Raw genomic sequence first — 23,540 nt, 5'->3', positions numbered from 1 at the left:
GGTCACCGCAGCACGCTGCGGCTCCCTCCTCCGCCTTGCGAGACACCACCTGACCGATCCTCGCCACGGCAAGATCCGCAGGACAGGACCTAGGCGCTTCCGGCCGGCGGTGTGTCGCCCCCGCGCTGCCCGGCTCGCGGAGATGGCAGGTAGGCCGCCGTGACCGGGAGAACGGTCCCGTGACCGGATCAGTGGCCCTGGCCCGCGCCGATCACCTGCGCGGCACCGAGGTAGCCGGCGAGCAGGCTCTCGGCGAGCGCCCGCACCGTGTCGTCTCCGGGCAGGAAGTACGGGCTGTGCAGCCCCGCCTCCGTGTCGGTGCCCACGAACAGCATCAGCGACGGCACGACCGACGCGAAGTGGGCGAAGTCATCGGCACCGCAGGAGCGCAGCGTGGCGGGCATGTGGTGGGCGGTGTCGACGAGGATGCAGCCGGTCTCCTCGGCGAGGCGGGCATCGTTGACGAGCACCGGATCCCCGTAGGTGATGCGCACCTCCGCCTCGCAGCCGTAGGCGCGGGCGACCCCCTCGGCGAGCTCATGGAAGCGCTGGTGCAACCGGCGGCGCCAGGACTCCGACATCGCCCGGATGGTGCCGCGGGCGGCGGCCTGCTCTGGAATCGCGTTCGGAGCGGTGCCCGCCGCCACGGCCCCGAAGGTGACCACCGTCGGCGTCATCGGGTCGGCGTCGCGGCTGACCAGTTGCTGGGCGGCCACGATGACCTGGGCGAGTGCCAGGATCGGGTCGCGGGCCAGGTGGGGATAGGCCGCGTGCCCGCCCTGCCCCCTGACGATGACGGTGAACTGGTCCGCGGAGGCGTTGACCGCGCCGGGAGTGCAGGCCGTCTGACCGGCTTCGAGCACCGGCTGGACGTGTGCCGCGATCATGGCGCCGACCTGGTTCCGCTGGAGTGCGCCCGACTGGACGATGTCACGGGCGCCGGAGGGGGGACCCTCCTCGCGAGGCTGCAGCACCGCGACCATCGGCGCCGGTGCCTTCACGTGGTCGATCGCCCTGGTCAGCGCGACCAGGGCGGCGAGGTGGACGTCATGGCCGCAGGCGTGCATGGCACCGTTCCGCGAGGCCCAGGGCACCCCCGTCTCCTCGGAGATCGGCAGGGCGTCCAGCTCTCCGCGCACCCCGACGGCCAGGCCGTCGCCGCCGACCCGCAGGAGCGCACCGGTCCCGGCCACCCGCTCCATCGCGCTGCCCTCGGGCAGCGCGTCCAGCACCCGTTTGAGCGTCGGCTCCTCCTGGCCGGACAGGCACGGCTCGGCGTGCAGTTCCCGCCGCAGCCGGAAGGCGGCGGGCAGCTCGGCGTGGAGCGCGTCGCGGAGCCGCGCGCCGATCTCGTTCATGATCTCTCCCCGAGACCGCGGGGGTGGCCGGCCCTCATGCGCCCTCCCCGCCGAGCGCGCGGGCCACGGCCGGACCGATGCCCCCGCTCACGCCGTCGACCACGGCGATCCCGCCGGACGGGTGCGAATCCATCAAATGCTCCTCTGTGGTCGGCAGGCCCGGCCATCGGGCATGACAAGGCTCGTCATACCCTTCTGAACCTCCTGAAGCACTCGAACCGCCGGTGGGAGCCCGGCGATTCGGGTGGACACGGCGGGTCAACCCGTGAGGCGAGGATCCCTGGGCGGGTCACCGACCACCTCACCGTCCGCACCGCCTGTCACGACACCGCCTGTCACGACGCCCGCACGCCCGGCCCGGGCGCCGTACGCGAGGGTGACCGCGACGATGGCGAGCGGGAAGGCGGTGGCGACGAGGATGCCGGTGCGCAGACCCGAACCGCCGTCGTCGGGAAGCACGGCCGACAGATCGCCCAGAAGCCCGGTGGCCGCGGCGGAGGCGTCCGCGGCGGCTCCGGCGATCCAGGGACCGGCCGCGCCGCCGGCGTCGCCGAAGACGGCCAGCACGCCGAACATGGCCGCGCCACCGAGGGGGAAGCGGGCGGCGGCGAGGCTGAAGGTCCCCGGCCACAGCAGGCTGACGGCCAGGCCGCACACCGCGCAGCCGACGAGGCTGACCACCGGGTTGGCGGACAGGCAGGCCACCAGGTAACAGACGGCCGCCAGCGCACCGCACGAGGTCATGGCCGGTACCAGCGGGATCCGCTCGCCCCACAGGCCGTAGACGATGCGTCCGATGCCCATCAGGACCGCGAACAGGCACGGACCCGCCAGGTCACCCCAGACCTTCGAGACCCCCAGCCCCTCCTCCGCGAAGAGGGAGGACCACTGCGACATGGTCAGCTCGGCCGCGCCGGCGCAGAGCATCAGCACGACGGCCGCGGCGAAGGCGGGGGCGCGGAAGAGTTCCCGCAGTGCGGTGCGGTGCTCGTCGGGGACGGTCGCGGGCAGCGGCACCCTCAGGAAGGCCACCATGTTGACCAGCGGGACGAGTGCCCAGGCGACGGGCAGGACCTGCCAGGCGCCCTGGCCGATCCAGGCCAGCAGCAGGGTGCTGCCCGCCACCACCGCGACCTGTCCCCAGCAGTAGAAGGAGTGCAGCAGGCTCATCGCCGCGGCCTTGCCCTCCTGCGGGCTGGGCAGCGCGTCCACGACGGGGCTGACGAGCACCTCCAGCAGACCGCCGCCGACGGCGTAGACGACGATCGCGACACACAGTCCCAGGTACGGGGAGGGTGACAGCTCCGGGGCCACCGCCAGCGACACCAGCCCCACCGCCGACAGGACATGGGCCAGCACCAGCGGGATGCGGTAACCGGTCCGGTCCACGAACTTCACGGCCACGATGTCGGTGACCAGCTGGGTGGCGAAGTTGAGCAGCACCAGCCGCCCGAGCATCTCCAGCGGCAGCTGATAGCGGGTCTGGAACACGATGAACAGCAACGGGGCCAGGTTGTTGACGATCGCCTGGGTGACGTACCCGGTGTAACAGGCGCGACGGGTGTGGTCGTACGTGGTCATGGGCGATGCGTGTCTCTCCCTGGAAGACCGGCTGTCCGCACCCTAAGGGGCGATCCGCCGAGATTGCGCACCTACCTGCTGAAGTGCGGGAACACGCTCCTCAGGGCGCCGGGCGGCCCGTTCCCGGCGCGGGAGCCCCCCATCGGCGGGGGAACGAGGTGCCGCTAGAGCCGCAGGGCCGGGACGCCGGTGGGATGAGGGCGGACGGGTTCGGGGAGGCTGAGGATGAACCAGACGGTCTTGCCACCCGAGGGGAAGTGCGTGACGCCCCAGTCGTCGGCGAGGGCGTCGACAATCTGCAGGCCCCTGCCACCGGTGGCCTCCATGTCGCGGGCGCACACGCGGGGCGCGCCCGCCCCGGGGTCGAAGAGCTCGCCGTGGACCAGGCCCCCGTCACCGCGGATGCGCAGTGCGCACGCGGCACCACCGTGCCTGACGGCGTTGGTGACCAGCTCGCTGACGACCAGCACGCAGTCGTCTATGAGGTCGTCCACACCCCACAGGGAGAGCTCCCGGCGAACCATCGAGCGGGCATCACGCACGCTTGACGGGGCGGCGGACAGCAGGCACTCGGCCGCGTACTCGGGGACCGCGTCAAGGTACGCCGCGGATGAGTTGTGGTGGAGAGACACTGCGCCTCCTTCGTGTGGGAGCGCTCCCACAACAAAGGTAGAACATCTAACCGCATCTGTGAATTGATTTCGCCCTAATTGTTTCCGTCCTATGTCGTAAAAGTGAGGAAAATTCACTTCATTGGCCATCCCTAAGGTCACCGGAAACCGCCTGACCTCTTCGGTAAGGGTTCCTCCCGGGCCGCCGGAGCGGCCGGGCACCGCGCCGGCCCCGGCGGCGCGGCCGCCACCGGGATCAGCGACGTTGCTCCGCCACTGGTCGTGGGCGATGCCCATGGCCTTGTCCTCGTTCTCGGCCCAGCCGAGGTGGACCTGGAGTGCCGCCTTTCCGCCGCCTCCGGCGTCCCGATAGGCACGGACCGGAGGCGCGGTCCCGGCCGGGACCGCGCCCAGGTCTCAGAAGGCCGAGGTGTAGGTGACCAGGGACGGGTAGTCGAGGCGGGTGCCGGCGTTGTAGCAGACGACGTTGCGGACGATCGCGGTGCCACCGCTGGTGGCCCAGAGGGTCAACAGGTTGCAGAACTCGGGGCCGGGTCCGTACGCGGTGGCCTGGACGTGGTCCTGCAGGACCCCGACCGCGGGGAAGAGCACCATGCGCTGGCCGGTCCCGGAGGTCTGGACGGTGTTCACCGCCGTCTGGGAGTTGTAGTTCACCGGCGGAGGCACCGGTGCGTACGGGCCGGGGTTGGCCGGGGTGTTGTCGAAGGTGTAGGCGAAGTTCTTCGGCGGGATCGCCGCGCCGGTGATGGCACGTTCACGCTGGTAGGTCAGGGTCCACCCGGTGTTGAGCGGCGCGCTGGTCGCGTTGTGACAGCGCACCTGGACCGTCTGCGCGCCCACGGCGGGGGCCCAGCCGCCGACCTTGCACCGGGCGGGCTGGCCGGGGTCGACCGCGGTGACCTGAAGGTTGCCGGCGAAGCCGGTTGAGCCCAGGCCGGGCAGCGTGACCGTCCAGACACCCCCGCCACCGGCGACGGTGTTCACGCCTCCGGCCGAGTTGAACTGGGTGGCGACGGCCCCGCCGTTGTAGTGCACGTAGCCGAACGCCTGCGGCGCGGGCAGGGTGCCGGTGCTCTGCTCGAAGACGATGCTGTACGGGGTGAAGACCGGAGCCCCTCCGTACCGGTAGCACTGCACGGCCACCACCAGGTCGACCCCGGACGGCCCCCAGGTCTGCGCCTGGCACCAGTAGGCGTTCGGGGAGATCGCGGTGACGTGGACCACGCCGCCGCCGATCGCGATCTGCGGGAACCTCACGAATGTCTGCCCGGCTCCGCCCGGGGTGACGGTGACGTTGAAGCCGCCCGGCCAGCTACCGGCCTGGTGACCGGGGTTGGGAATGCCGGAGGTGACGTCGACGACGGCGAAGCCCCACCTGTTGGGGACGGCCGCCTGCGCGGTCGTGACGCCCGCCGCCAGCATGGCGACGACACAAAGGATTCCAATGACCACTCTGAGTGACTGACGCACGCGGTTCTCCATCGGCTCGGGGGGCTGGACGACCAGACGTGACGGTGGCACCGGGAGTGCGGCGGCAGAGGGTGAACCGTCTGGGATCACAATTCGCTCCGAGTTCTTGATAACCCGCGCGGCATCCCTTGAGAAGACCCAACCTTACCGGGAAGATGACCCATCTTCGCTGATCAGGTCAGTGTTCGGACCAGATGAGCGGATCTTCCCGGAGGGAGATCAGCGGTCATTTCGCCGAGTACCGTATGAACATGCACAGCCGATCCGCCAGGATCCATGAGACAGGGTGTGAGACCGTGCCGGAGCACGAACCGAACGTTCCGCGTGTCATGTGGCAACTGCTGGAGCCCCTGCACGCCGTCACCTACTTCGCCCCGGAGGCTCGGGCGGCGTCCGACGCGGTAGGCATGCGCGGCTTCTGGATGGGGTACTTCGCGACCAGGGCGGCACCACTCGGACCGGTCGGCCCCGACGTCGTCACGGCCGCCTTCCACGGCTTCCCTCCGGCCAAGGTCTCCAGGGCACTCCCCGACGCGTGGACGTTCGCGACCCCCGGCGACGTGCTCCGCGCCCGGCTCGACGGGGCGAGGGCGGCGCTGCGGAACCTGCTCACCGACGAGGTGACCGGCCCGGACGACCTGCGCGCGGCGGCCGACCTCGCCTGGCGGGCCGCCCGGCTCGCCGACACCGCGGGCCGGGTGCTGAGCGCGGCCAACCAGGCACTGCCGGCCCCGGACGAGCCGCACCTGCTGCTCTGGCAGGCCGCGACCACGCTGCGCGAGCACCGGGGAGACGGGCACGTGGCCGCGCTCGTCGCCCACGGCGTCTCCCCGACCCAGGCCCACCTGCTCAAGGTCGCCGCCGGTGAGACGGACCTGGACCTGCTGCGCGTGGCACGCCCCTGGCCGGACGAGGAGTGGGAGTCCGGTGCCGCCGCCCTGCGCGAGCGCGGATGGGTCGACGCCTCCGGCGCCCTCACGGCCGAGGGCACCCGGGTGCGCGCGCGGATCGAACGGCTGACCGACGAGGCCGCGGCCGGCCCCTGGCGGGCCCTCGGCGAGGAGCGGACCTCCGCCCTCGCCCGGCTGCTCCACCCACTGACCGAGGCCGTCGTGAAGGCGGGCATCCCGCCGATGCTGAGCCCGATCGGCCTGCCCCTGCCGTCCGGAGACGAGAACGGCCGGGAGCTCCCGCTCCCGGCCTTCCCCTCAAAGATCAGCTGAGGTCGGGGCGGCGGAAGACCCGCCGCCCCGTCACGGATCAGCTGAACGGCAGCCGTACGAGGGACTGGTTGCCGACGCCGAGGGCGGTGGTGCCGTTGCCGATGGCACTCCAGACCTCGACCTTCAGCTGGCCTCCCGACAGGTTGCCGAGCGCCCCCGAGGCGGACTGCGGTCCCGCGCCCTGCGTGTAGTGCTCCCAGCCCGTCACCGGGTCGGTGGCGAAGTAGGCGTAGGTCTCCACCCTGTCCCAGCTCCCGTTGCCGGTCAGGTCGTAGGAGACGCGGACCTGGGTGCCGTTGGCGACCGTGGTGCCCGCGTCCACGAAGAGGTCGAACGTGGTGGAGCCGCCGTTGTAGGTGCCGGTGAGGCCGGTCGCCGTGAAGACCTGCGCGTTGGTCGGGGTACCGTCGCGGTTGCCGTTGGCGGCGGCCAGCGTGACGGTGCCCGCGGTGCCCGCCGTACCCGGCAGCCCGCCGCCGGACTGCAGGTAGCGCGTCGCGGTGAAGGGACCCACCGTCGGGGTCGGAGTCGGGGTGGGGGTCGGGGTGGGCGTGGGAGTCGGGTCGGGGCCGGTGCTGCCTCCGCTGGCGTTGCCGCCGCTCCAGGTGAGGGCTCCCGAGGTGACGGTCTTGCCCGCGGGCACGTTGAGCGTCGTGCCGTTGGAGAAGGTCACCGTGATCGCGCTGCCGGTGATGTTGGACGCGACGTAGGTCCGGGCGCCGTTCTTGCTGAACACCTTGGCCAGCGGGTGGTTGGCGGTCACCGAGTTGTCCACGTTGCCGAGAGCGGCCAGGTTGCGGATCCAGTGGAAGGTGTGCGCCCTGCTCTCCCCCTCCTCCGGGGTGAAGCCGCTGTTGGCCCTGAGGTTCGCCAGTGCCGTGTCACCGTTGCCCAGGGCGAGGAACTCCCAGATGATGTCCTGCCACACGGTGGGCGGGCCGCCGTTGTTGCGTACCAGCTCGTTGTAGTTGGTGGTCACGTAGCCGGGGTTGTCGCCCAGGTAGAAGTGCCCGCCGGTGACCGGGAGCATGTTGATGCCCTGGATCATCTCCGGCTCGGCGCTGAACCAGGTGGCGTAGGCGGCGCCGGAGCCCCAGACCATGCCGACGGTGCTGTGGCCGAAGGCGGCGGGGAAGTTCTGGTCGCGCACGTCGAACCAGTACTCCTGGATCGCCGCGTTCTGGGTCGTGTAGATGTAGATGCCCGCGTCGCGGACCGCGGTGTTGCCGGTGGCCTGTCCCCACTGGATGAGGGCGTTGGCGAAGTTCATGCCCTCCGACGAGGACTCCTGGTTGTTGCCCGAGCCGAACGATCCGTGCCCGGCCGCCCAGTCGTGGCCCGCGTAGATGTCGAAGTCACGCAGGTAGGGGAAGCGGGTGTCGTTGCGGTCGTAGTTGTTGGCGTCGCGGATCAGCAGGTCCACCATGCCGCCGTACTGGCTGGTCTTCGCCCAGTTGGGGTCGAACTTGGCCAGGGTCGCGGCGGCGGCGATGTAGTAGCCGTAGTGGAAGTGGTGGTCGTTGAGCTCCAGGTCGGAGCCGTACGAGGCCGGGTAGCCGAGCAGGGTCCCCCAGGCCGGGTTGTAGTAGAAGACCCGGCTGGTCTTGCCGGGCGAGGCGGTGAACCAGTCGTTGAGGCGGCTGCGGATGGCGTTCAGCGCGGCGGTGCGCACCGACGTCAGGTTGAGCTGGTCGGCGATCTCCGCGATGCGGGCGGCCCTGCCCAGCCCCTTGCCCGTCCAGTAGGTGTCGTCGCCGCGGATGTCCATCGGGTTGCCGAGTTCGGCGTTGAGATGGTTGGTGATCGTGGTGAGATCGGCGCCCGAGTTGTCGGCCACCGCGGGGACCTCGGGCAGCACGCCGGTGTACTTCATCGACGTCCTGAACTGCGTACCGGTGACGATCTTCATCTGGCCGCGCGCCGAGACGTAGGTCTGCGCCAGCGGCGTCGAGCCGGTCAGATAGTTCCACTGGTGTGGGTAGAGCGCGATGACCGTGCCGGTCGCGCTGCCCTGCCTGGCCGTGGTGGTGAAGGCGTACGTCGTGGTGAGCGTGCTGTTGGACGGCGTGTAGGAGTACGAGACCTGGGTGCCGGTGACGTGCGCGTGCGCGTACTGGCCGTAGGTGTTCGCCAGGGCCACGCGGTCGCCGCCGGCGGGCAGCGCCGCCACCGAGAAGAAGCCCTTGCCCGCCAGGGACGAGCTGATCGTCGTGCCGCTCACCGACCAGGTCGCGCCGGTCGGGGCGTAGGCGACGTAGTCGCGGCCGCCCGCGGTGAAGCCGATGGTGGCGCCGCTGTTGGACCAGACCGAGGGGGTGCCGGCCGCGGTGATCTGCGCGTCACCGCCGGTGATCTGGAAGTAGGCGAACGGCAGGCCGTGGCCGATGGTGGCCTTCATGGTCCGGCCGCCACCGCTCCAGTACGGGGTGACGGTCCAGTCGCTCCAGCCGTCGACCTTGACGTCCGGCGAGCTCAGGCCCGCGACACCGACCCTGATGTTCTCGACGTACGGGTAGTGGTACTCCCCCACCCCGGTGGCGGTGCCACTGATCTGCGGGGTGGTGTTGTAGGAGAAGCCGAGGCCGTTGCCGAAGGTGTCGTAGGAGATCGGGTGGGCGTGCAACGGCTCACCGTACGCGCAGTCGGTCTTCTTGAACAGGATCGACGACCACCAGTCGTTGGTGGGCACGGCTCCGGCGGGGGCGTTGGCCGTCACCCACTGGCGGGGGTTGGTGGAGAGGGAGCCGCAGCCGGTCGGCAGCGAGCGGCCGGCCGGGAGGGTGTCGGCGTAGCTACCGGCGCCGACCGTGGCGGCCTCGGCGGAGTGGACGGCGCCGAGGCCGAGCAGCCCGGCCACCATCGCGACGACCACGCCGGCGGCGAGGCGCCTGCGGCGGGTCCGGATGCGGTGGGCGAGTCGTCCTTCTCGGGGGTGCGCGTTGTCCGGACCCGTGGTCCGGATCGAGGGATCCATTGGGGGGTGCCTCCGGGGAGAGGAGTCGGGCTCCGAAGCGGACCGGCATGAGAGAGCGCTCTCTCACCGCAAAGTAACGGCCCGAGTCACAGCAGTCAACGTTTCGCGTTGGTAACGAATAAGTAAAGAGCAGATATGCAGGCGGGGCGGCATAGACCCAGAAAACAGGGCGTTCCATCGCACGACACCCTCACCAGGCACCCACAGGCGGCACATCGACCCCCTGGCCAACAATCAAGGAATAGATCTACCCTGATCTGAGAGCGCTCTCAGAACTGATCGACATCCAGCGCCGGTCAGCCCCCGGCCGCACCCACTTCCACCTCCCGCGCGACCCACCCCGCCAGCCCCGGCACCTCCACCCGCGCGCACCGTCCGGCGCGCACGCCTGCCCATCGGCGGGACGGCCGCAACTGACGGGACGGTGACAAAACCAGGGCTGGACACTCAGCGTGATGGCGCATTTACTTTGCGTGACCATCCAGGCACTCCCCGTCCCAGGAGAGATCATGCGAAGCAGGAAGCTCATGACCGCCACCCTGAGCGTCGCCGTCGGCATCGCGAGCCTGACCGCGATAACCGCCTTCGTACCGGCCGCCGCCGGTACGAAGGCCGCGGCCGACTTCACGGGCTACCAGATCGTCAAGCTCCCGAACGCCAACGTCCCCAACTTCCAGCGCCGCGTGGTCCGCTGCCCCGCCGGGAAGAAGGCCGTCGGCGGCGGCGCCGAGGCACAGGGCAACCAGGCCGTCCTGGTGGGTTCCTTCCCCACCGATGACGGCGGCGGCTGGATCGGCCTCGGCCGCCAGCCCGGTTACAACGACGTCGGCATCAGCGTCTACGCGATCTGCGCCAACGTCGGCTGATCCCCCCGGAGGATCGCGGGCTCAGGTCCTGGCCGTGACGGCCCGGACCTGGGCCTTTCCCCGAAACCGGGGGTTCGGCGGCGATCCGTTCCTCCGGCCGGCCGCGTTCTTCTCCGCCCCCGTTCCCGGGGCACAGCGATTCGCCCCCACCGGCCGCCGGACCGCCACATGCCCACGAGGCCCGCACGACCTACCATGTAACGGTGCCGCAACCAAGCGAGTTCACCGACCGCGCCCGGCGCGATCCGGCGTCCGGGGGCACCGAGCCCGGCTCGGTCGCCCATGACCCGGGAGAGCGTCGGCCGCCCTCGGCCGAGCGCATCGGGCGGGCTATGACGGCGTTCGCCGCGGGCGACGCGCTGGGCGTCCCCTGGGAGGGCTCGGATCCGACGGTGATCGACGCCGACCGCATCGACGAGATCCCGGCCACCCGGCAGGGCTGGCCGCGCGGCGCGACCTCCGATGACACCGCCCAGATGCTCCTGGTCTGCGAGTTGCTGGCCGACACCGAGGGGAACCCGACCGCCGAGGCCTTCCTGACCCGGCTCGCCGCCGCGGCGGACGAGATCCGCGGCATCGGCCCGACCACCCGCCGCGCCCTGGCCCACTTCGGTGAGACCGGCACGCTGCCCGAGCCGATCCCCGGCGAGCGCCCCACCAACGGCGCGGCGATGCGCATGCTCCCCGTCGGCTGGACCACTCCCGCCGCCGAGGAGGACCTGCGCCGTCACCTGGTGGAGGCACTGGCGATCGGCACCCACCGCGCCCCGGAGGCCATCGCCGCCGCCTGCCTCGTCGCCGCGATGGCCGCGTGGGCGATCGAGGGCGCGGGAATCGACGCGGTCCTGGCCGCCGCCGAGGCCGAGGCCGGCTGGGTCGCCGGCCGCTACGGGGAGCCCACCGCCGTCCGCGCCGCCCTCGCCGGCACCTGGACCCCGCCCGCCGGAGGCGTCGGCCTCGACGCGCTGGAGACGACCGCCGCCGTGGTCCACGTCCTGCGCACGGCAACGGATCTGGACTCGGCGCTGCGCCACTCCGTCCTCCTCGGCGGCGACACCGACACCGTCGCCGCGCTGGTCGGCGGAGTCCGCGGCGCGCTGGCCCCGGACGAGCTCGACGCCCTCACCTGGCTCCCCCTGGTGGACTTCGACCGCCCCACCGACCTGGTCGAGCGGCTCCACCGGCTGAGCATCGCCCGGCACGGTCGATGACCCCTCGTCACCTGCGCGACGACGGCGAGGTCAGGATCAGCGCGGCACCCTTCTCGCCGATCATCATCGACGGGGCCTGGGTGTTGCCGCTGATGATGTTCGGCATGATCGAGGAGTCGATCACGCGCAGTCCGGACATACCGTGCACGCGCAGCTCGGGGTCGACGACGGCCAGCTCGTCCACGCCCATCTTGCAGCTCCCGACCGGGTGGTAGTCGGTCTTGGCCCACTTGCGGATGAACGCGCGGATGTCCGCGTCGCTCCGGACCGACGCGCCGGGCAGCCTCTCGTCCTTGAGCAGGCCCTTGAACGCGGGCGCGTCGAAGACCTCGCGCATCCGGTGGAAGCCCTCGACCGCGATATCCCAGTCGCGCGGGTCGTCCAGGTAGTTCGGGTCGACTGCCGGAGGAGCGTCCAGGTCCTTGGAGACCAGACGCACCGAGCCGCGGCTGCGGGGCCGGACATTACAGGCCAGCAGCGTCACGCCGTGGCCGGGGACGTGCGCGGCCGTGCGCGAGTTGTCCTTCCACACCACGTAGGCGGGCAGGAAGTGGAGCTGGATGTCCGGCGAGGTCACCTGCTCGGAGCTGCGGATGAACGCGCCGACCTCGGTGATCGTCGCGGTCGCGGGCCCCGTCCGGTACAGGCCGTACTGCACCGCGTGCCGCAGCGCCCGGTCCCACCTGTCCTCGCCGCTGTAGCTGATGGGCTTCGCGCACTCGCGCGTGATGTAGACCTCAAGCTGGTCGTGCAGGTTCCTGCCCACCCCGGGAAGGTCCTGGACGACGTCGATGCCGAGTGCGCGCAACTCGTCGGCGGGGCCGATGCCCGACCTCAGCAGCAGGCGCGGCGAGTTGATCGCCCCGGCGCTCACGATGACCTCGGCGTCGGCGAAGACCGTCTCCTGGCGCCCGCCGCGCAGGTAGGTCAGCCCGACTGCCCGGCCGTTCTTGACGATCAACCGGTCGGCCCGCGCGCCGGTGAGCACCGTCAGGTTCGGGCGGTGCCGCACGGACCGCAGGAACGCCGACGACGCGCTCTCCCGGCGCGCCTTGCGCTGGGTGACCTGGTGGTAGAAGACCCCGTCCTGGGTGGCCCCGTTCGGGTCGGCCGTGTACGGGATGCCGACCTCCTGCGCCGCCCGCAGGAACGCCGCCGACATCGGGTTGTGCTGTACCTGGTCGCTCACGTGCAGCTCGCCGCCGGTGCCGTGGTAGGCGTCCGCGAGCCGCTCGTTGTCCTCGTGCGCGGTGAAGTACGGCAGGACGTCGTCGTATCCCCAGCCCTTGTTGCCGAGGTCGCGCCAGGTGTCGTAGTCCTCGCGGTTGCCGCGGACGTAGAGCATCGCGTTGATCGAGGTGCTGCCGCCCAGGACCCGGCCCTGCGGCAGGAACATCCGCCGGTCGTTGAGGTTCTTCTGCGGGACGGTGTCGAAGATCCAGTTGACCTTCGTGCCCATCAGCTTGGAGAAGCCCGCGGGAATGGTGATGAGGGGCGACCGGTCGCTCCCGCCCGCTTCGAGCAGGAGCACGCGCGCCTCCGGGTCGGCGCTCAGCCGGTTCGCCAGGACGCAGCCGGCGGCTCCGGCTCCGACGATGACGTAGGTGTAGGTGGTGCGTGGCATGATGCCTGTCCTCTCAGGGATTGGGATGCTCAGTCGCGCCGAGCGAGGCTGTGATCGACGCCGCGGCGGCGCGGAGCCGGCCCTGGTCGGTGGCCTCGGCCACCCCGGCCAGCCCGAGGGCCGCCGTGTCCGCGGCGTCGAGCCGGGACTGGCCGACGACCGCCCAGACCGGGACGCCGACGCCCGCGGCCCGCCGGGTGACACCGGAGATCACCTTGCCGTCGGCGGTCTGCGCGTCGAGACGCCCCTCACCGGTGACGACCGCGTCGGCCCCGGCCAGGAGCGCGTCGAAACCGACCAGGTCCAGAACGGTCTCGATGCCGGAGACGAGCCGTGCGTCGTAGGCCGCCCACAACGCGCCGGACAGCCCGCCCGCCGCCCCGGTGCGGGCGCGCCCGCGCGGGTCGCGGGGCAGCGCCGCCGCCCTCTCGTGCAGGCGGTCGGTGAGCCGCGCGACGAGGTCGGGATCGGCGCCCTTCTGGGGCCCGAACACCCGGGCGGAGTCCTCGAACGGGGTCGCGACATCGCACAGGACGACGAGCTCGACCCCGTCCAGGCCGCCTCCGGCCTCGATGGCCGCGCAAGCACCGGCGCCCCCGTCCGTGCAGGCGCTGCCTCCGACCCCGAGCAGGACGCGGCGCGCGCCCGCCGCCACGGCGGCGACGATCAGGTCACCGGTTCCGGCGCTGGTCGCCGACCATGCGTCGAGCCGCTCAGGGGCGAGCAGGGTGAGCCCGCTCGCCGTCGCCGTCTCGACGACGGCGGTGCGTCCCCCGTTCGTCAGCAGGAACTCGCCCTCGATCCGGTCACCGAGGGGACCGCGTGCCGCGGCTCGGACGAGCTCGCCGCCCAGGGCGCGGCGCAGCACGTCGCGGGTGCCCTCGCCGCCGTCGGCCAGCGGGCAGGGCAGCGCCCTGCCGCCGGCATCCGCGACCCCCGCCGCGAGCGCGTCGGCCACGGTGGCGGCGTCCATCGTGCCCTTGAACGAGTCGGGTGCGAGCAGCACCCGTGCGGGCCCGGTCATGGCAGGCACCTTTCGGCCCTTCCCCGCTGCGTCCTCGTCCGGGTTCCCGCCTGGTCGAGGCCGGGTCGTCGCGGGTCCATGACTACGCCTCGAACCCGGCGACCGCGAGGAACGAGCGCATCCGCCGCGCCGCCGACGCGGGGTCGGCGAACGCGCCCGCCCGGTCGGCGAGGACGAACAGCCTCACCAGATGGGGTACCGAGCGGAGGGCCTGCGCGCCGCCGACGAGGTGGAAGTGATCCTGGTGGCCGTTCAGCCAGGCCAGGAAGACCACGCCCGTCTTGTAGGCCGAGGTCGGGCTCGCGAACAGGTGCCGGGCCAGGGGAACCGTCGGTTCGAGCAGCGCGGCGTACCCGTCGAGGTCGCCGGCGTCGAGCCGGGCGAGCGCGGCCCGCGCGGGCGCGGCGATCGCGTCGAACACGCCGAGGAGCGCCTCGCTGTGACCGTGCTCGTCGCCCCGGATCAGTTCGGCGTAGTTGAAGTCATCCCCGGTGAACATGGCGACGCCTTCGGGCAACCGCCGCCGCAGATCGACCTCGCGTCCCGCGTCGAGCAGGGAGATCTTGATCCCCCGGACGCGTCCGGGGTGCTCGGTGAGGATCGCCAGGACCGTCTCGGTGGCCCGGTCGAGGTCGGCATCACCCCAGTACCCGGCCATGGCGGGGTCGAACGCCTCGCCCAGCCAGTGCAGCATGACCGGTCCGTCGACCTGGTCGAGGACCTTGCCGTACACCTCGTGATAGTCGTCGGCCCCCCGCGCGACGGCGGCGAGGTGACGGCTCGCCATGATCACCGGGGTGCCGCCGGACCGGCTGATCCAGCCGGCCTGCTCCAGGTACGCCTCGGCGATGTCGCCGAGACTCCAGCGGCCCGTCGGGGCGAGCTGGTCGGTCATCGCTCCGCAGACCAGCGCCCCGCCGACGGCGCGCGCCTCGGCCCCCGACCGGGCGATCAGCTCGCGGGCGTCCGCCCAGTCCAGGCCACCACCGCGCTGCGCGGTGTCCATGGCGTCGGCGACGCCCAGGCCCAGGGACCACAGGTGCCGGCGGAACGCCAGCGTGGACTCCCAGTCCAGCCCCGACGGGTCGTGCAGCGGGTCGGCCACGACGTGCGCGGCGGCGTACACCGTGCGGGAGGTCGGCGGGCCGCCGGTGAAGTCGTGTACCGGGGACCGGTCGGCCAGGACGTGGGTGCGCTTCCCGCCGTCCGGTGCCGGCAGCACGATCCTGACATCGCTCATCACGAACCCGCCCTCCCCGTCGTCCGCCAGGCGCTCCCGAGAGGCCGGTCCACGAAGATCTCCTTGTCCATCACGGTGAGAGGGTCCGCGACCTTCACCCCGTTGCCGAGCGGGTCGAGGACCTGGGTCTGGGGGTCGACGCCGGGCGCGACCTCGATGAGCACCAGCCCGTCCGGGCCGAGCTCGAAGACCGCCCGTTCGGTGACGTACAGGACCCGCTGGCCGCGTCGGCGCGCCTCGGCCGCGCTGAACGTCACCTGGTCGACCGTGTCGACGAACTTCCGGTGCCTGCCCTCGACGCGGATGTCCAGGCTTCCGTCGGCGGGCACGGCCTGGAGCCCGCCCGCGTTGAACGTGCCGCAGAAGACCACGGTCGAGGCGTTCTGCGAGATGTTGACGAACCCGCCGGTGCCAACGATCCTGCCGCCGAACTTGGACACGTTGACGTTGCCCGCCCGGTCGATCTGGGCGAAGCCCAGGAAGCAGATGTCCAGGCCGCCGCCGTCGTAGAAGTCGAACTGCGCGGGCTGGTCCAGGATCGCGACCGGGTTCGTGGCGACGCCGAAGATGACCCCCCGGGCCGGCACACCGCCGACGAGCCCCTGCTCGATCGTGAGTGTGAAGTCCTCGACCCAGCCCTCCTCGGCGGCGACGGCCGCGACCCCGTCGGCGATCCCGACGCCGAGGTTGACGACGTCCCCGTCGGCGATCTCGCGCAGCGCCCGCCGCGCGACGACCTTGCGCTGGTCGAGCGGGAACGGCGGCAGCGACGAGAGCGCGGCCTTGGTGGCCCCGGCGAACGCGGGGTTGTACTCGTGCGTCACCACCTGCCGCTGCTCGGGGTTGACGACGACGACGTCGACGCACATGCCCGGCACGACAACGTCGCGCGGATCGAGCGAGCCCCCTTCGGCGACGTACTTCACCTGGGCGATGACGAGGCCGCCGCTGTTCCGCGTGGCCTGGGCGATGGCGAGCATCTCCAGCCGGGCGGCCTCCTGCTCGGAGGTGATGTTTCCGTCCTCGTCCGCGGTGGTGCCGCGGATGAAGCAGACGTCGATCGGCAGCGACGGGTAGAGCAGCCACTCCTGCCCGCGCAGGCTCACCACCTCGACGAGTTCCTCGGTGGTGCGGTCGTTGAGCCTGCCACCCTCCAGGCGCGGGTCGCAGAACGTGCCGATGCCGACGTGCGTGAGCACCCCGGGACGGCCCGCCGCGATGTCGCGGAAGAGCTGGCTCATGACGCCCTGCGGGAAGTTGTACGCCTCGAACTCCCCTGCCGCGGCCATCGCGCTCATCTTCGGGGCCATGCCCCAGTTGCCGGCGATGATCCGGCGGGCGAGGCCGGGCAGCGCGAGATGGTCCATGCCGCCGCCTTCGCGGTCCCCGATGCCCGTGGTGTGCACGAGCGTGAGGCCGGCCGGAAAGCCGGTCTCACGAAACCGGTTTCCCAATGCCCGGAGCAGCGTGTCCGGTTCGAGCAGTCCTCCGCCGGAGCCGCCGATCGCGACGGTGGCCCCGGCATCGATCATCGCGACCGCCTCCGCCGCGGTGCGGAATTCCGGCCGCCCGCGGCGGCTCCTGTCCAACGACGACATCAGGCCATCACCCCTCCGCCGTTGAGGTGCAGCACCTGGCCGTGGTAGAGCGCGGCGTCGTCGGAGGCGAGGAACGCCACGGTGGGCGCGATCTCCTCGGGCGTCGCGAGCCTGCCGATGACGAGGTCACCGGTGCGTTCCCGCTTCCACTCCTCGGTCGCCCAGGGGGTGATGAACGGAGTGTCCACCGGCCCCGGGGCGATCGCGTTGACGCGGACCGCCGGCCCGACCTCGCGGGCCAGCGCCCGGGTGAGCCCGGCGACGCCGGCCTTGGCGGCGCAGTAGCTGACGTAGTCGCGGGCGCCCTTGAAGGCCAGCTGCGACGAGACGTTGACGATGACGCCCGCCCCCCGTTCGAGCATCGATCCGAGCACGTGACGGCTGCACAGGAAGACGCCGTCGAGGTCGACGGTCAACGTCTTCCGCCACTCTTCGAGGGAGATCTCGGCGAGCCGTCCGGGAGCCATGTACCCGGCGTTGTTCACCAGGACGTCGATCGGCCCCAGCTCGGAGCTCACCCGGGCGACCATCCCCTCGACGGCGTCCCAGTCGGTGATGTCGGCCTCGACCGCCATCGCGGCCGTCCCCGCCTCCGTGAGCCGGCGCACCCGCTCGGCGGCCTCGCCGGCCTGGCCGAGATGGTGAACGGCGACCCGCGCCCCGGACGCCGCGAACGCGTCCACGATCGCGGTGCCGAGACCGCCGAGCGCCCCGGTCACCAGCACGGTCCTGCCGCGCAGCGACGGGTAGGCGGTGGTCGTGGTTGCCTGCGCGTTCACGCGGTGTACCAGTCCTTTCTGCGCGTACGGCCGACCTGGACGGTCTTGTTCTCGGTGAAGAAGTCCATGCCCTCGCGGCCGAACTCGGCCTGGTAGCCGCTGTCCCGGCGACCGCCGAGCGGGAGCTCGGGGAAGGCGTCGGTGGAGCCGTTGATCCACACGGTGCCGGTGCGCAGCCGGAGCGTCAGGTCCAGCGCCTCGCGCAGATCATTGCTCCACACCGAGGCGGCCAGGCCGTACGCCGAGGCGTTGGCGCGCGTGACCGCCTCGTCGAGCGAGGTGAAGGACTGCACGACGGTGACCGGCCCGAACAGTTCCTCGCGGGCCGCGGTCGAGCCGTCGTCGTCGGTCGCCAGCACCGTCGGCGCGAGGAACGGGCGCGCTCCGGTGGCCTCCGGCGCGGAGGGGTCCCCGCCGGCCAGCACCCGCGCACCTTCCCGCCTGGACGTCTCGATCGCCGCGCTCACCCCGTCGAAGTGCTGCTGGGAGATCAGCGGGCCCATCTGGGTGGCCTCCGACCACGGGTCGCCGAGGACGAGACCCGCCGCCCGCGCGGCGAGACGCTCGCCCAGCTCGTCCGCGACGGACGCGTCGGCGAGGATCCGCGACCCGGCGACGCACACCTGTCCCTGGTTGAAGAACGCGGCGAACGTCAGCCCCGCGACGACCTCGTCCAGGTCGGCGTTCGCCGTCACCAGGACCGGGGTCTTGCCGCCCGCTTCCAGGGCGACGCGCTTGAGCCGCTGCGAGCCCGCGTGCGCGGCGATGTGCCGGCCGGTCGCGGTCGAGCCGGTGAAGCTGACGACGTCCACCTCGCGGTGGGCGACGAGCGCCGCGCCCGCGGGGCCCTCACCGAGGACCACCGAGACCGCGTCGGGCTCCAGGCCGGCCTCGTACAGCAGCGAGACGACGGCGAGTGCGGTGAGCGGGGTCAGCGGGCTCGGCTTGACCACGACGGTGCAGCCGGCGGCCAGTGCGGGCGGCAGCTTCTGCCCGAGGATGCCGAGCGGGAAGTTCCACGGGACGATCAGTCCCGCGACCCCGGCGGGCTCCCGCACGGTGAACGCGAACACCGACGCGTCGATGTCACGGACCGTCCGTCCGTTGACGTCCCTGGCCAGCCCGGAGAAGTACTCGAACGCGTTGACGGCCGCGGCGACCTCGCCGCGGGCCTCGCGGATCGGTTTGCCCGTCTCCAGCACGACCAGTTCGGCCAGGTCGTCCGCGCGGGCCTCGATCAGCTGCGCCGTCCGGGCCAGGACACGGGCGCGGTCGCGGCCGGAGGCCCGTCCCCACCGCCCGGTGTCGAAACTGCTCCGGGCGCGGGCGACCGCGGCCTCGACCACGGAGGTCGACTCGTCGCCCGCCCGGAACAGGGGCTGTCCGGTGGCCGGGCTGATCCGGACCGTGCCCTCGCCCTGCGGGGCGACGGCGCTGCCGCCGACCAGCGAGCCGAGGAGCGGCGGGCCGTCCCCGGCGGGCACTTTGGCACGGTCCAACAGGTCACCGAGGTCGCGTCCGGCGACGTCGAGGGGGAATCCAGTGGTGTTCACGATGCTCTCACTTCGTTGTCGTGGGCCTGCGCTTGACGAACGCCTCTTTCCGCCGGCGCGAGGCGTCCGAGAAGCTGAAGAACGCGGCGAGAGTCGGCTCGGCCGTCACCCGGGTCTCGTATCCGGCCAGAATGTCCTTGACGACCCGCAGCGCGAGCGGTTCGCAGGCGATGACGGCCGTGACGAGTTCCTCGACGGTCTCTTCGAGCCGGTCGGCCGGTACGGCGTGCGTGACGAGGCCGATACGCGCCGCCTCGGCCCCGGAGATCGTTGTCGCGGTGAGGAACAGCCGGCGCGCCTGGGCCGGCCCGACCGTGTCCACCAGCCGGGCGATGCCGCCCCACGCCGTCAGGTTCCCCAGCCTCGTCTCGGGGTAGCCGAGGCCGGCGTCCTCGGTGGTGACGCGCAGGTCGCAGGCGAGCGCCAGCTCCAGGCCGCCGCCGAGCGCGCTGCGCTCGATCAGCGCGACGGTGGGCACGCTCAGCGCGGCGAGCCGCGCGAAGGTGGCCGTGCCGAGGCGTGACAGCCGATCGGCGGTGACCGGGCCCGGGTCCGCCCAGTCGGCGATGTCGGCGCCCGCGCAGAAGAAGCCGTTGCTCCCGCGCAGTACCACCACCCGGATCCGCGGGTCGGCCTCGATCGCGCCGAGTGCCTCGCCGAACGATTCGAGCATGGCCTCATCGAGCGAGTTGCGCTTGGCGTAGCGGTCCAGGGTCAGGGTCGCCAGACCCCGCTCGTCGACGTCGAGAAGTACCGGCATCAGCGCCGTCCCCGGGCTACCTGGTCGATCAGCAGGGCGATGATGATCGCGGAGCCGACGGCGACCTGCTGGTAGAACGCCTGGACGTTCAACGTGGTCAGACCGGCGGTCAGCGTCGCGATGATGATCGCGCCGAACGCCGCGCCGTACATGCTGCCCTCGCCGCCGGCGAGCTTCGTACCGCCCATGACGGTGGCGGCGATGGCCGTCAGCAGCAGGTCCGCGCCGAGCGTCGGGTCGGCCGCGCCGAGACGGGCGACCAGGATGGTCCCGGCCAGCCCGGCCGCCGCGCCGGAGAGGACGTAGGCCGCCGCGGTGTAGCGCTTGACGTTGATGCCGGCCAGCCGCGCGACCTCGGCGTTCCCGCCGACGGCGGTCAGGTGTTCGCCGAACACGGTCCGCTTCAGGCATACGGCCGCGACGATCGTGAGCAGGACGAACAGCAGCACCGGGATCGGGACCCCGGCGATCCGGCCGGCCAGGGCGTCCTGGAAGCCGGTCGGGATGTCGTACACGGCCTGGCCGCCCGCGATGATCAGGGCGATCCCGGCGTAGATGCTCATGCTGCCGAGCGTCACGATGAACGGCGTGATGTTCGTCATCGTGATGAGGAGCCCGTTGACCAGACCGGCCAGGGCGCCGACCGCGATGCCGCCGATGATGGCGAGCGGCACCGGCAGCGAGTGCGACAGCAACCCGCTGACCACCGCGCACATCGCGACGGTCGAGCCGATGGACAGGTCGATGCCGCCGGTGATCAGGACGAATGTCTGCCCCAGCGCCAGGACGCCGACCACCGATGCCTGCAGCAGGATGTTCATCAGGTTGCCGCCGTCGAGGAACAGCGGCCTGGCGAGCCCGAAACCGAGGACGAGGACGAGGATGACGCCGACCAGCCCGGCCTGACGTGCGGTCGCGGCGACGTCGAGGCGTCCCCGCACGGCGGACAGCGGCGTCTCGGTCGCCGATTTCCGCTCGAGGGTGGTGTGGTTGCTCATGGTTCTCCTTGGACCGTCAGCTCGCCGCGGCGTGGTGGACGATGGCTTCTTCCGAGATCTGCGACCGGCTGAGTTCGGCGACGATGCGTCCGCGGCGCATCACCGCCACCCGGTCGCTCATCCCGAGTACTTCGGGAAGGTCCGACGAGACCATCACGATGGCCTTGCCCTCCTCGGCGAGCTCTCGCATGAGTGCGTGGATCTCCCCCTTGGCACCCACGTCGACGCCGCGGGTGGGCTCGTCGAAGATGAAGATGTCGCTGGCGGTCTTCAGCCAGCGGGCGAGGACCACCTTCTGCTGGGTGCCACCGCTCAGCTTGCCGACCGGATACCCGGGGTCGATGTCGGCGTTGAGCTGCGCCAGCAGCGCGTGGGTCTGCTCGCGCTGCGCGCGCCGGTCCAGCAGGCCGCGCCGGCGCGGCGGCTTGATCAGTGTCGCGTTGGACGCCGCGCTCATGTGGAGCACGAGGCCCTGGTGCTTGCGGTCCTCGGGCAGGAACGCGATACCCGCCTTGACGGCGTCCGCAGGGGAGCCGATGTGGACGCGTTCCCCTCTGATCCACACCGCGCCGCCCGTCACCCGGTCCGCGCCGATCAGCGCGCGGACCAGCTCGGTCCGTCCCGCACCGACCATTCCCGCCAGGCCGACGATCTCACCGCGCCGGACCGACAGCGAGCAGTCGGCGACGCCCTCGGCGCTGGACAGGCCCTCGATCCGCAGGATCTCCTCGCCGGGGCCTTCGGAACGTTCCATCCTGCTGATCGCGTCGACGTTCCGGCCGACCATCAGCTTGACCAGGTCGGTCTCGTCCTTGATCTCCGCCCGGGTGCGGGTGCCGACAAGCGTGCCGTCGCGCAGCACGGTGACCCGGTCCGACAGTGCCATGACCTCGGCGAGCCGATGCGAGACGTAGATGATGCCGCGGCCCTCGGCGCGGAGCCGTTCGAGCAGGGCGAAGAGCTGCTCGCTCTCCTGCGTGGTCAGCGAGGCGGTCGGCTCGTCCAGGATGATCAGGCGCGCGCCGACGGCCAGCGCCCGGGCGATCTCGACGAGTTGCTGCTGGGCGACGCTGAGCCGCCGCACGGGGATGTCCATCCGGGCGTCGAAACCGAGCCGTCCGAGGGACTTCTCCGCCCGTTCGCGGGCCTCACGCCAGTCGATGAACCCGGCGCGGGCCTTCTCCCGTCCCAGCACGACGTTCTGGACCGCCGTGAACTGCGGCACCAGGCTCAGTTCCTGGTGAACCATGGCGAGTCCGGCGTGCAGGGCGTCACTGGGCTGGGAGAACGAGCGCCGCTCCCCCTCGAACCAGACCTCGCCGCTGTCGGGCTGCTGGACGCCGAACAGCGTCTTCAGCAACGTCGACTTTCCTGCGCCGTTCTCGCCCAGCAGGGCGTGGATCTCACCGGGGTAGGCGGTCAGGTCGACCTCGTGCAGGGCCCTGACGCCGGGGAAGGATTTGCTGAGTTTCTTGATCTCCAGCATGGGCCGGTCGGTCGTCATCTCATCATCTCGATCGGTACGTGGTTCGAAGGGAGGGGCTCACCCGACGGTCACTTGTAGAGGTCCGTGATGACCTGACCCTCGGTGTCGTAGAACTGGTCCACGTTCTCCTTGGTGATCAGCTGGGCGGGCGCGACGACCCAGGGGGCGATCTCCTTGCCCTCCAGCAGGCCGATGGCCGACTCGACCGCCCAGAAGCCCTCGTAGTAGGGCAGCGGGCTGACGGTCGCGGCCATCGATTCGTTCCGGACGCCGGAGATCGCCTCCGGAACACCGTCCGTGCCGATCACCGCGACCTTCTTGCCCGACTCCTGGACGGCCTTGGCGACGCCGATCGCCATCGTGTCGTTGTTGGCGTAGATGCCCTTGAGGTTCGGGTTCTGCCGGATGATCTGCTGTGCCGCGGCATAGGAGGCGTTCGCGTCCCAGTTGCCGGGGACGCTGGCGACCAGCTTGAGGTTCGGGTGCTTGGCGATGCCCTCCTTGAAACCCTTGATCCGCAGGATCGCGGCGCTGGAGCCCGACTGCCCCTCGACCTGCGCGACCTCGCCGCCGTCGGGGAACAGCTTCGCCAGCTCGTCCGCCGCCTGGATGCCGTTCTCCTCGTGGTTCGGGCCGATGAAGACGGTCGCGGGGACACGGGCGTCGTCGACGTTGACGACGGGCGCCTGCTGCGAGCGCATCTGGTTGAGCGCCGGGTTCAGGTTGGAGGTGCTCTCGGGAGCCACCACGTAGGCGTCGAACTTCTGCCCGACGAGCGTCTGGGCGATCGTGAGCTGCTCGGTCTGGGCCTTCTCGCTGCTCGCGGCCTGAATGGTCACCTCGACCCCGTACTTGTCGGCGGCGGCCTTCGCGCCCTTCTGGATGCCCTGCCAGTACTGGTTCGTGAGGGCCTTGAGGATCACCGCGACCCGATACTTCTTGGCGGGCTTGAGCTCACCGATGGTCGAGGCCAGGGCGACGCCGTCGAGCGACTTCACGCCTGCCTGGTCGCTGGTGTAGGTGTACGACCCTCCGGCACCGGACTCCTCGGCGGACGTCGCCGAGCTGCATGCCGAGACACCGAGCGCCAGGACCGACGCCAACGCGATAGCTGCTGTCTTCCTCATTGCTGCTTTCCTTCTGAGGGGGATGGATGGATAGAA

General features: G+C 71.4%; 18 protein-coding genes. 3 read left to right on the top strand and 15 right to left on the bottom strand.

Going from position 1 to position 23,540, the window contains the following annotated elements; genetic code table 11:
* Nucleotides 1-188: 188 nt before the first annotated feature.
* The 4 genes from ABT130_RS23590 to ABT130_RS23575 form a co-directional block, all read right to left on the bottom strand.
* On the bottom strand, nucleotides 189-1,358 hold the full coding sequence (locus ABT130_RS23590) for a M20 metallopeptidase family protein (RefSeq protein ID WP_350958514.1): 1,170 nt from the start codon (nucleotides 1,356-1,358) through the stop codon (nucleotides 189-191).
* A 258-nt stretch (nucleotides 1,359-1,616) separates the two neighbouring features.
* Entirely contained in the window at nucleotides 1,617-2,939 is a 1,323-nt protein-coding gene (locus ABT130_RS23585) for an MFS transporter (protein WP_350958511.1), read from the bottom strand.
* 164 nt (nucleotides 2,940-3,103) lie between these two features.
* A complete protein-coding gene (locus ABT130_RS23580) occupies nucleotides 3,104-3,571 on the bottom strand; it encodes an ATP-binding protein (protein WP_350958509.1) in 468 nt (155 codons plus the stop codon).
* 396 nt (nucleotides 3,572-3,967) lie between these two features.
* Nucleotides 3,968-5,041: a hypothetical protein gene (locus ABT130_RS23575; RefSeq protein ID WP_350958506.1), complete on the bottom strand. Its 1,074-nt coding sequence runs from the start codon at nucleotides 5,039-5,041 to the stop codon at nucleotides 3,968-3,970.
* 296 nt (nucleotides 5,042-5,337) lie between these two features.
* Between ABT130_RS23575 and ABT130_RS23570 the strand changes: the two genes are divergently transcribed.
* On the top strand, nucleotides 5,338-6,264 hold the full coding sequence (locus tag ABT130_RS23570) for an SCO6745 family protein (RefSeq protein WP_350958503.1): 927 nt from the start codon (nucleotides 5,338-5,340) through the stop codon (nucleotides 6,262-6,264).
* A 37-nt stretch (nucleotides 6,265-6,301) separates the two neighbouring features.
* Here the strand turns inward: ABT130_RS23570 and ABT130_RS23565 are convergent, their stop codons facing one another.
* Nucleotides 6,302-9,238, bottom strand: a complete 2,937-nt coding sequence (locus tag ABT130_RS23565; RefSeq protein WP_350958500.1) for a glycosyl hydrolase — start codon at nucleotides 9,236-9,238, stop codon at nucleotides 6,302-6,304.
* Between the two features lie 509 nt (nucleotides 9,239-9,747).
* Between ABT130_RS23565 and ABT130_RS23560 the strand changes: the two genes are divergently transcribed.
* The gene (locus ABT130_RS23560) at nucleotides 9,748-10,104 is read left to right on the top strand and encodes a hypothetical protein (RefSeq protein WP_350912268.1); all 357 of its coding nucleotides are present in this window, start codon (nucleotides 9,748-9,750) and stop codon (nucleotides 10,102-10,104) included.
* Nucleotides 10,105-10,307: 203 nt separating this feature from the next.
* Nucleotides 10,308-11,315 (top strand): ADP-ribosylglycohydrolase family protein, encoded by a 1,008-nt coding sequence (locus tag ABT130_RS23555; RefSeq protein WP_350958498.1) that lies wholly within the window; start codon nucleotides 10,308-10,310, stop codon nucleotides 11,313-11,315.
* Nucleotides 11,316-11,322: 7 nt separating this feature from the next.
* On the opposite strand, the gene ABT130_RS23550 is transcribed toward ABT130_RS23555, so the two are convergent.
* The 10 genes from ABT130_RS23550 to ABT130_RS23505 form a co-directional block, all read right to left on the bottom strand.
* The gene (locus ABT130_RS23550) at nucleotides 11,323-12,939 is read right to left on the bottom strand and encodes a GMC family oxidoreductase (protein ID WP_350912265.1); all 1,617 of its coding nucleotides are present in this window, start codon (nucleotides 12,937-12,939) and stop codon (nucleotides 11,323-11,325) included.
* A gap of 13 nt (nucleotides 12,940-12,952) precedes the next feature.
* Nucleotides 12,953-13,963: a glycerate kinase gene (locus ABT130_RS23545; RefSeq protein WP_350912263.1), complete on the bottom strand. Its 1,011-nt coding sequence runs from the start codon at nucleotides 13,961-13,963 to the stop codon at nucleotides 12,953-12,955.
* Between the two features lie 82 nt (nucleotides 13,964-14,045).
* Nucleotides 14,046-15,203: a dihydrodipicolinate synthase family protein gene (locus tag ABT130_RS23540; protein ID WP_350958495.1), complete on the bottom strand. Its 1,158-nt coding sequence runs from the start codon at nucleotides 15,201-15,203 to the stop codon at nucleotides 14,046-14,048.
* A complete protein-coding gene (locus ABT130_RS23535) occupies nucleotides 15,203-16,801 on the bottom strand; it encodes an acyl CoA:acetate/3-ketoacid CoA transferase (protein ID WP_350958492.1) in 1,599 nt (532 codons plus the stop codon). Before ABT130_RS23535 ends, ABT130_RS23540 begins: the two co-directional genes overlap by 1 nt.
* A complete protein-coding gene (locus ABT130_RS23530) occupies nucleotides 16,801-17,580 on the bottom strand; it encodes an SDR family NAD(P)-dependent oxidoreductase (RefSeq protein ID WP_350958489.1) in 780 nt (259 codons plus the stop codon). The genes ABT130_RS23535 and ABT130_RS23530 overlap by 1 nt, the downstream gene beginning before the upstream one ends.
* A complete protein-coding gene (locus tag ABT130_RS23525) occupies nucleotides 17,577-19,133 on the bottom strand; it encodes an aldehyde dehydrogenase family protein (RefSeq protein ID WP_350958486.1) in 1,557 nt (518 codons plus the stop codon). Before ABT130_RS23525 ends, ABT130_RS23530 begins: the two co-directional genes overlap by 4 nt.
* Nucleotides 19,134-19,140: 7 nt before the next feature.
* On the bottom strand, nucleotides 19,141-19,893 hold the full coding sequence (locus tag ABT130_RS23520) for an enoyl-CoA hydratase/isomerase family protein (protein ID WP_350912255.1): 753 nt from the start codon (nucleotides 19,891-19,893) through the stop codon (nucleotides 19,141-19,143).
* Nucleotides 19,893-20,891, bottom strand: a complete 999-nt coding sequence (locus tag ABT130_RS23515; RefSeq protein ID WP_051752308.1) for an ABC transporter permease — start codon at nucleotides 20,889-20,891, stop codon at nucleotides 19,893-19,895. The genes ABT130_RS23520 and ABT130_RS23515 overlap by 1 nt, the downstream gene beginning before the upstream one ends.
* Nucleotides 20,892-20,907: 16 nt before the next feature.
* Nucleotides 20,908-22,395, bottom strand: a complete 1,488-nt coding sequence (locus ABT130_RS23510) for a sugar ABC transporter ATP-binding protein (protein ID WP_350958483.1) — start codon at nucleotides 22,393-22,395, stop codon at nucleotides 20,908-20,910.
* Between the two features lie 50 nt (nucleotides 22,396-22,445).
* Complete coding sequence (locus ABT130_RS23505; RefSeq protein WP_350912251.1) at nucleotides 22,446-23,504, bottom strand: sugar ABC transporter substrate-binding protein; 1,059 nt, start codon at nucleotides 23,502-23,504, stop codon at nucleotides 22,446-22,448.
* Nucleotides 23,505-23,540 lie beyond the last annotated feature (36 nt).

This window comes from Streptosporangium sp. NPDC001681, assembly GCF_040298085.1.
GTDB lineage: Bacteria > Actinomycetota > Actinomycetes > Streptosporangiales > Streptosporangiaceae > Streptosporangium.
This window is presented reverse-complemented; position numbering and strand designations above follow the sequence as displayed.

Excerpts from the sequence above, each read along its gene's own strand:
- ABT130_RS23535 (WP_350958492.1), bottom strand. The coding sequence starts at position 16,801 with ATGTCGTCGTTGGACAGGAGCCGCCGCGGGCGGCCGGAATTCCGCACC.
- ABT130_RS23585 (WP_350958511.1), bottom strand. The coding sequence starts at position 2,939 with ATGACCACGTACGACCACACCCGTCGCGCCTGTTACACCGGGTACGTC.
- ABT130_RS23510 (WP_350958483.1), bottom strand. The coding sequence starts at position 22,395 with ATGACGACCGACCGGCCCATGCTGGAGATCAAGAAACTCAGCAAATCC.
- ABT130_RS23540 (WP_350958495.1), bottom strand. The coding sequence starts at position 15,203 with ATGAGCGATGTCAGGATCGTGCTGCCGGCACCGGACGGCGGGAAGCGC.
- ABT130_RS23520 (WP_350912255.1), bottom strand. The coding sequence starts at position 19,893 with ATGCCGGTACTTCTCGACGTCGACGAGCGGGGTCTGGCGACCCTGACC.
- ABT130_RS23550 (WP_350912265.1), bottom strand. The coding sequence starts at position 12,939 with ATGCCACGCACCACCTACACCTACGTCATCGTCGGAGCCGGAGCCGCC.
- ABT130_RS23515 (WP_051752308.1), bottom strand. The coding sequence starts at position 20,891 with ATGAGCAACCACACCACCCTCGAGCGGAAATCGGCGACCGAGACGCCG.
- ABT130_RS23590 (WP_350958514.1), bottom strand. The coding sequence starts at position 1,358 with ATGAACGAGATCGGCGCGCGGCTCCGCGACGCGCTCCACGCCGAGCTG.
- ABT130_RS23545 (WP_350912263.1), bottom strand. The coding sequence starts at position 13,963 with ATGACCGGGCCCGCACGGGTGCTGCTCGCACCCGACTCGTTCAAGGGC.
- ABT130_RS23560 (WP_350912268.1), top strand. The coding sequence starts at position 9,748 with ATGCGAAGCAGGAAGCTCATGACCGCCACCCTGAGCGTCGCCGTCGGC.
- ABT130_RS23565 (WP_350958500.1), bottom strand. The coding sequence starts at position 9,238 with ATGGATCCCTCGATCCGGACCACGGGTCCGGACAACGCGCACCCCCGA.
- ABT130_RS23505 (WP_350912251.1), bottom strand. The coding sequence starts at position 23,504 with ATGAGGAAGACAGCAGCTATCGCGTTGGCGTCGGTCCTGGCGCTCGGT.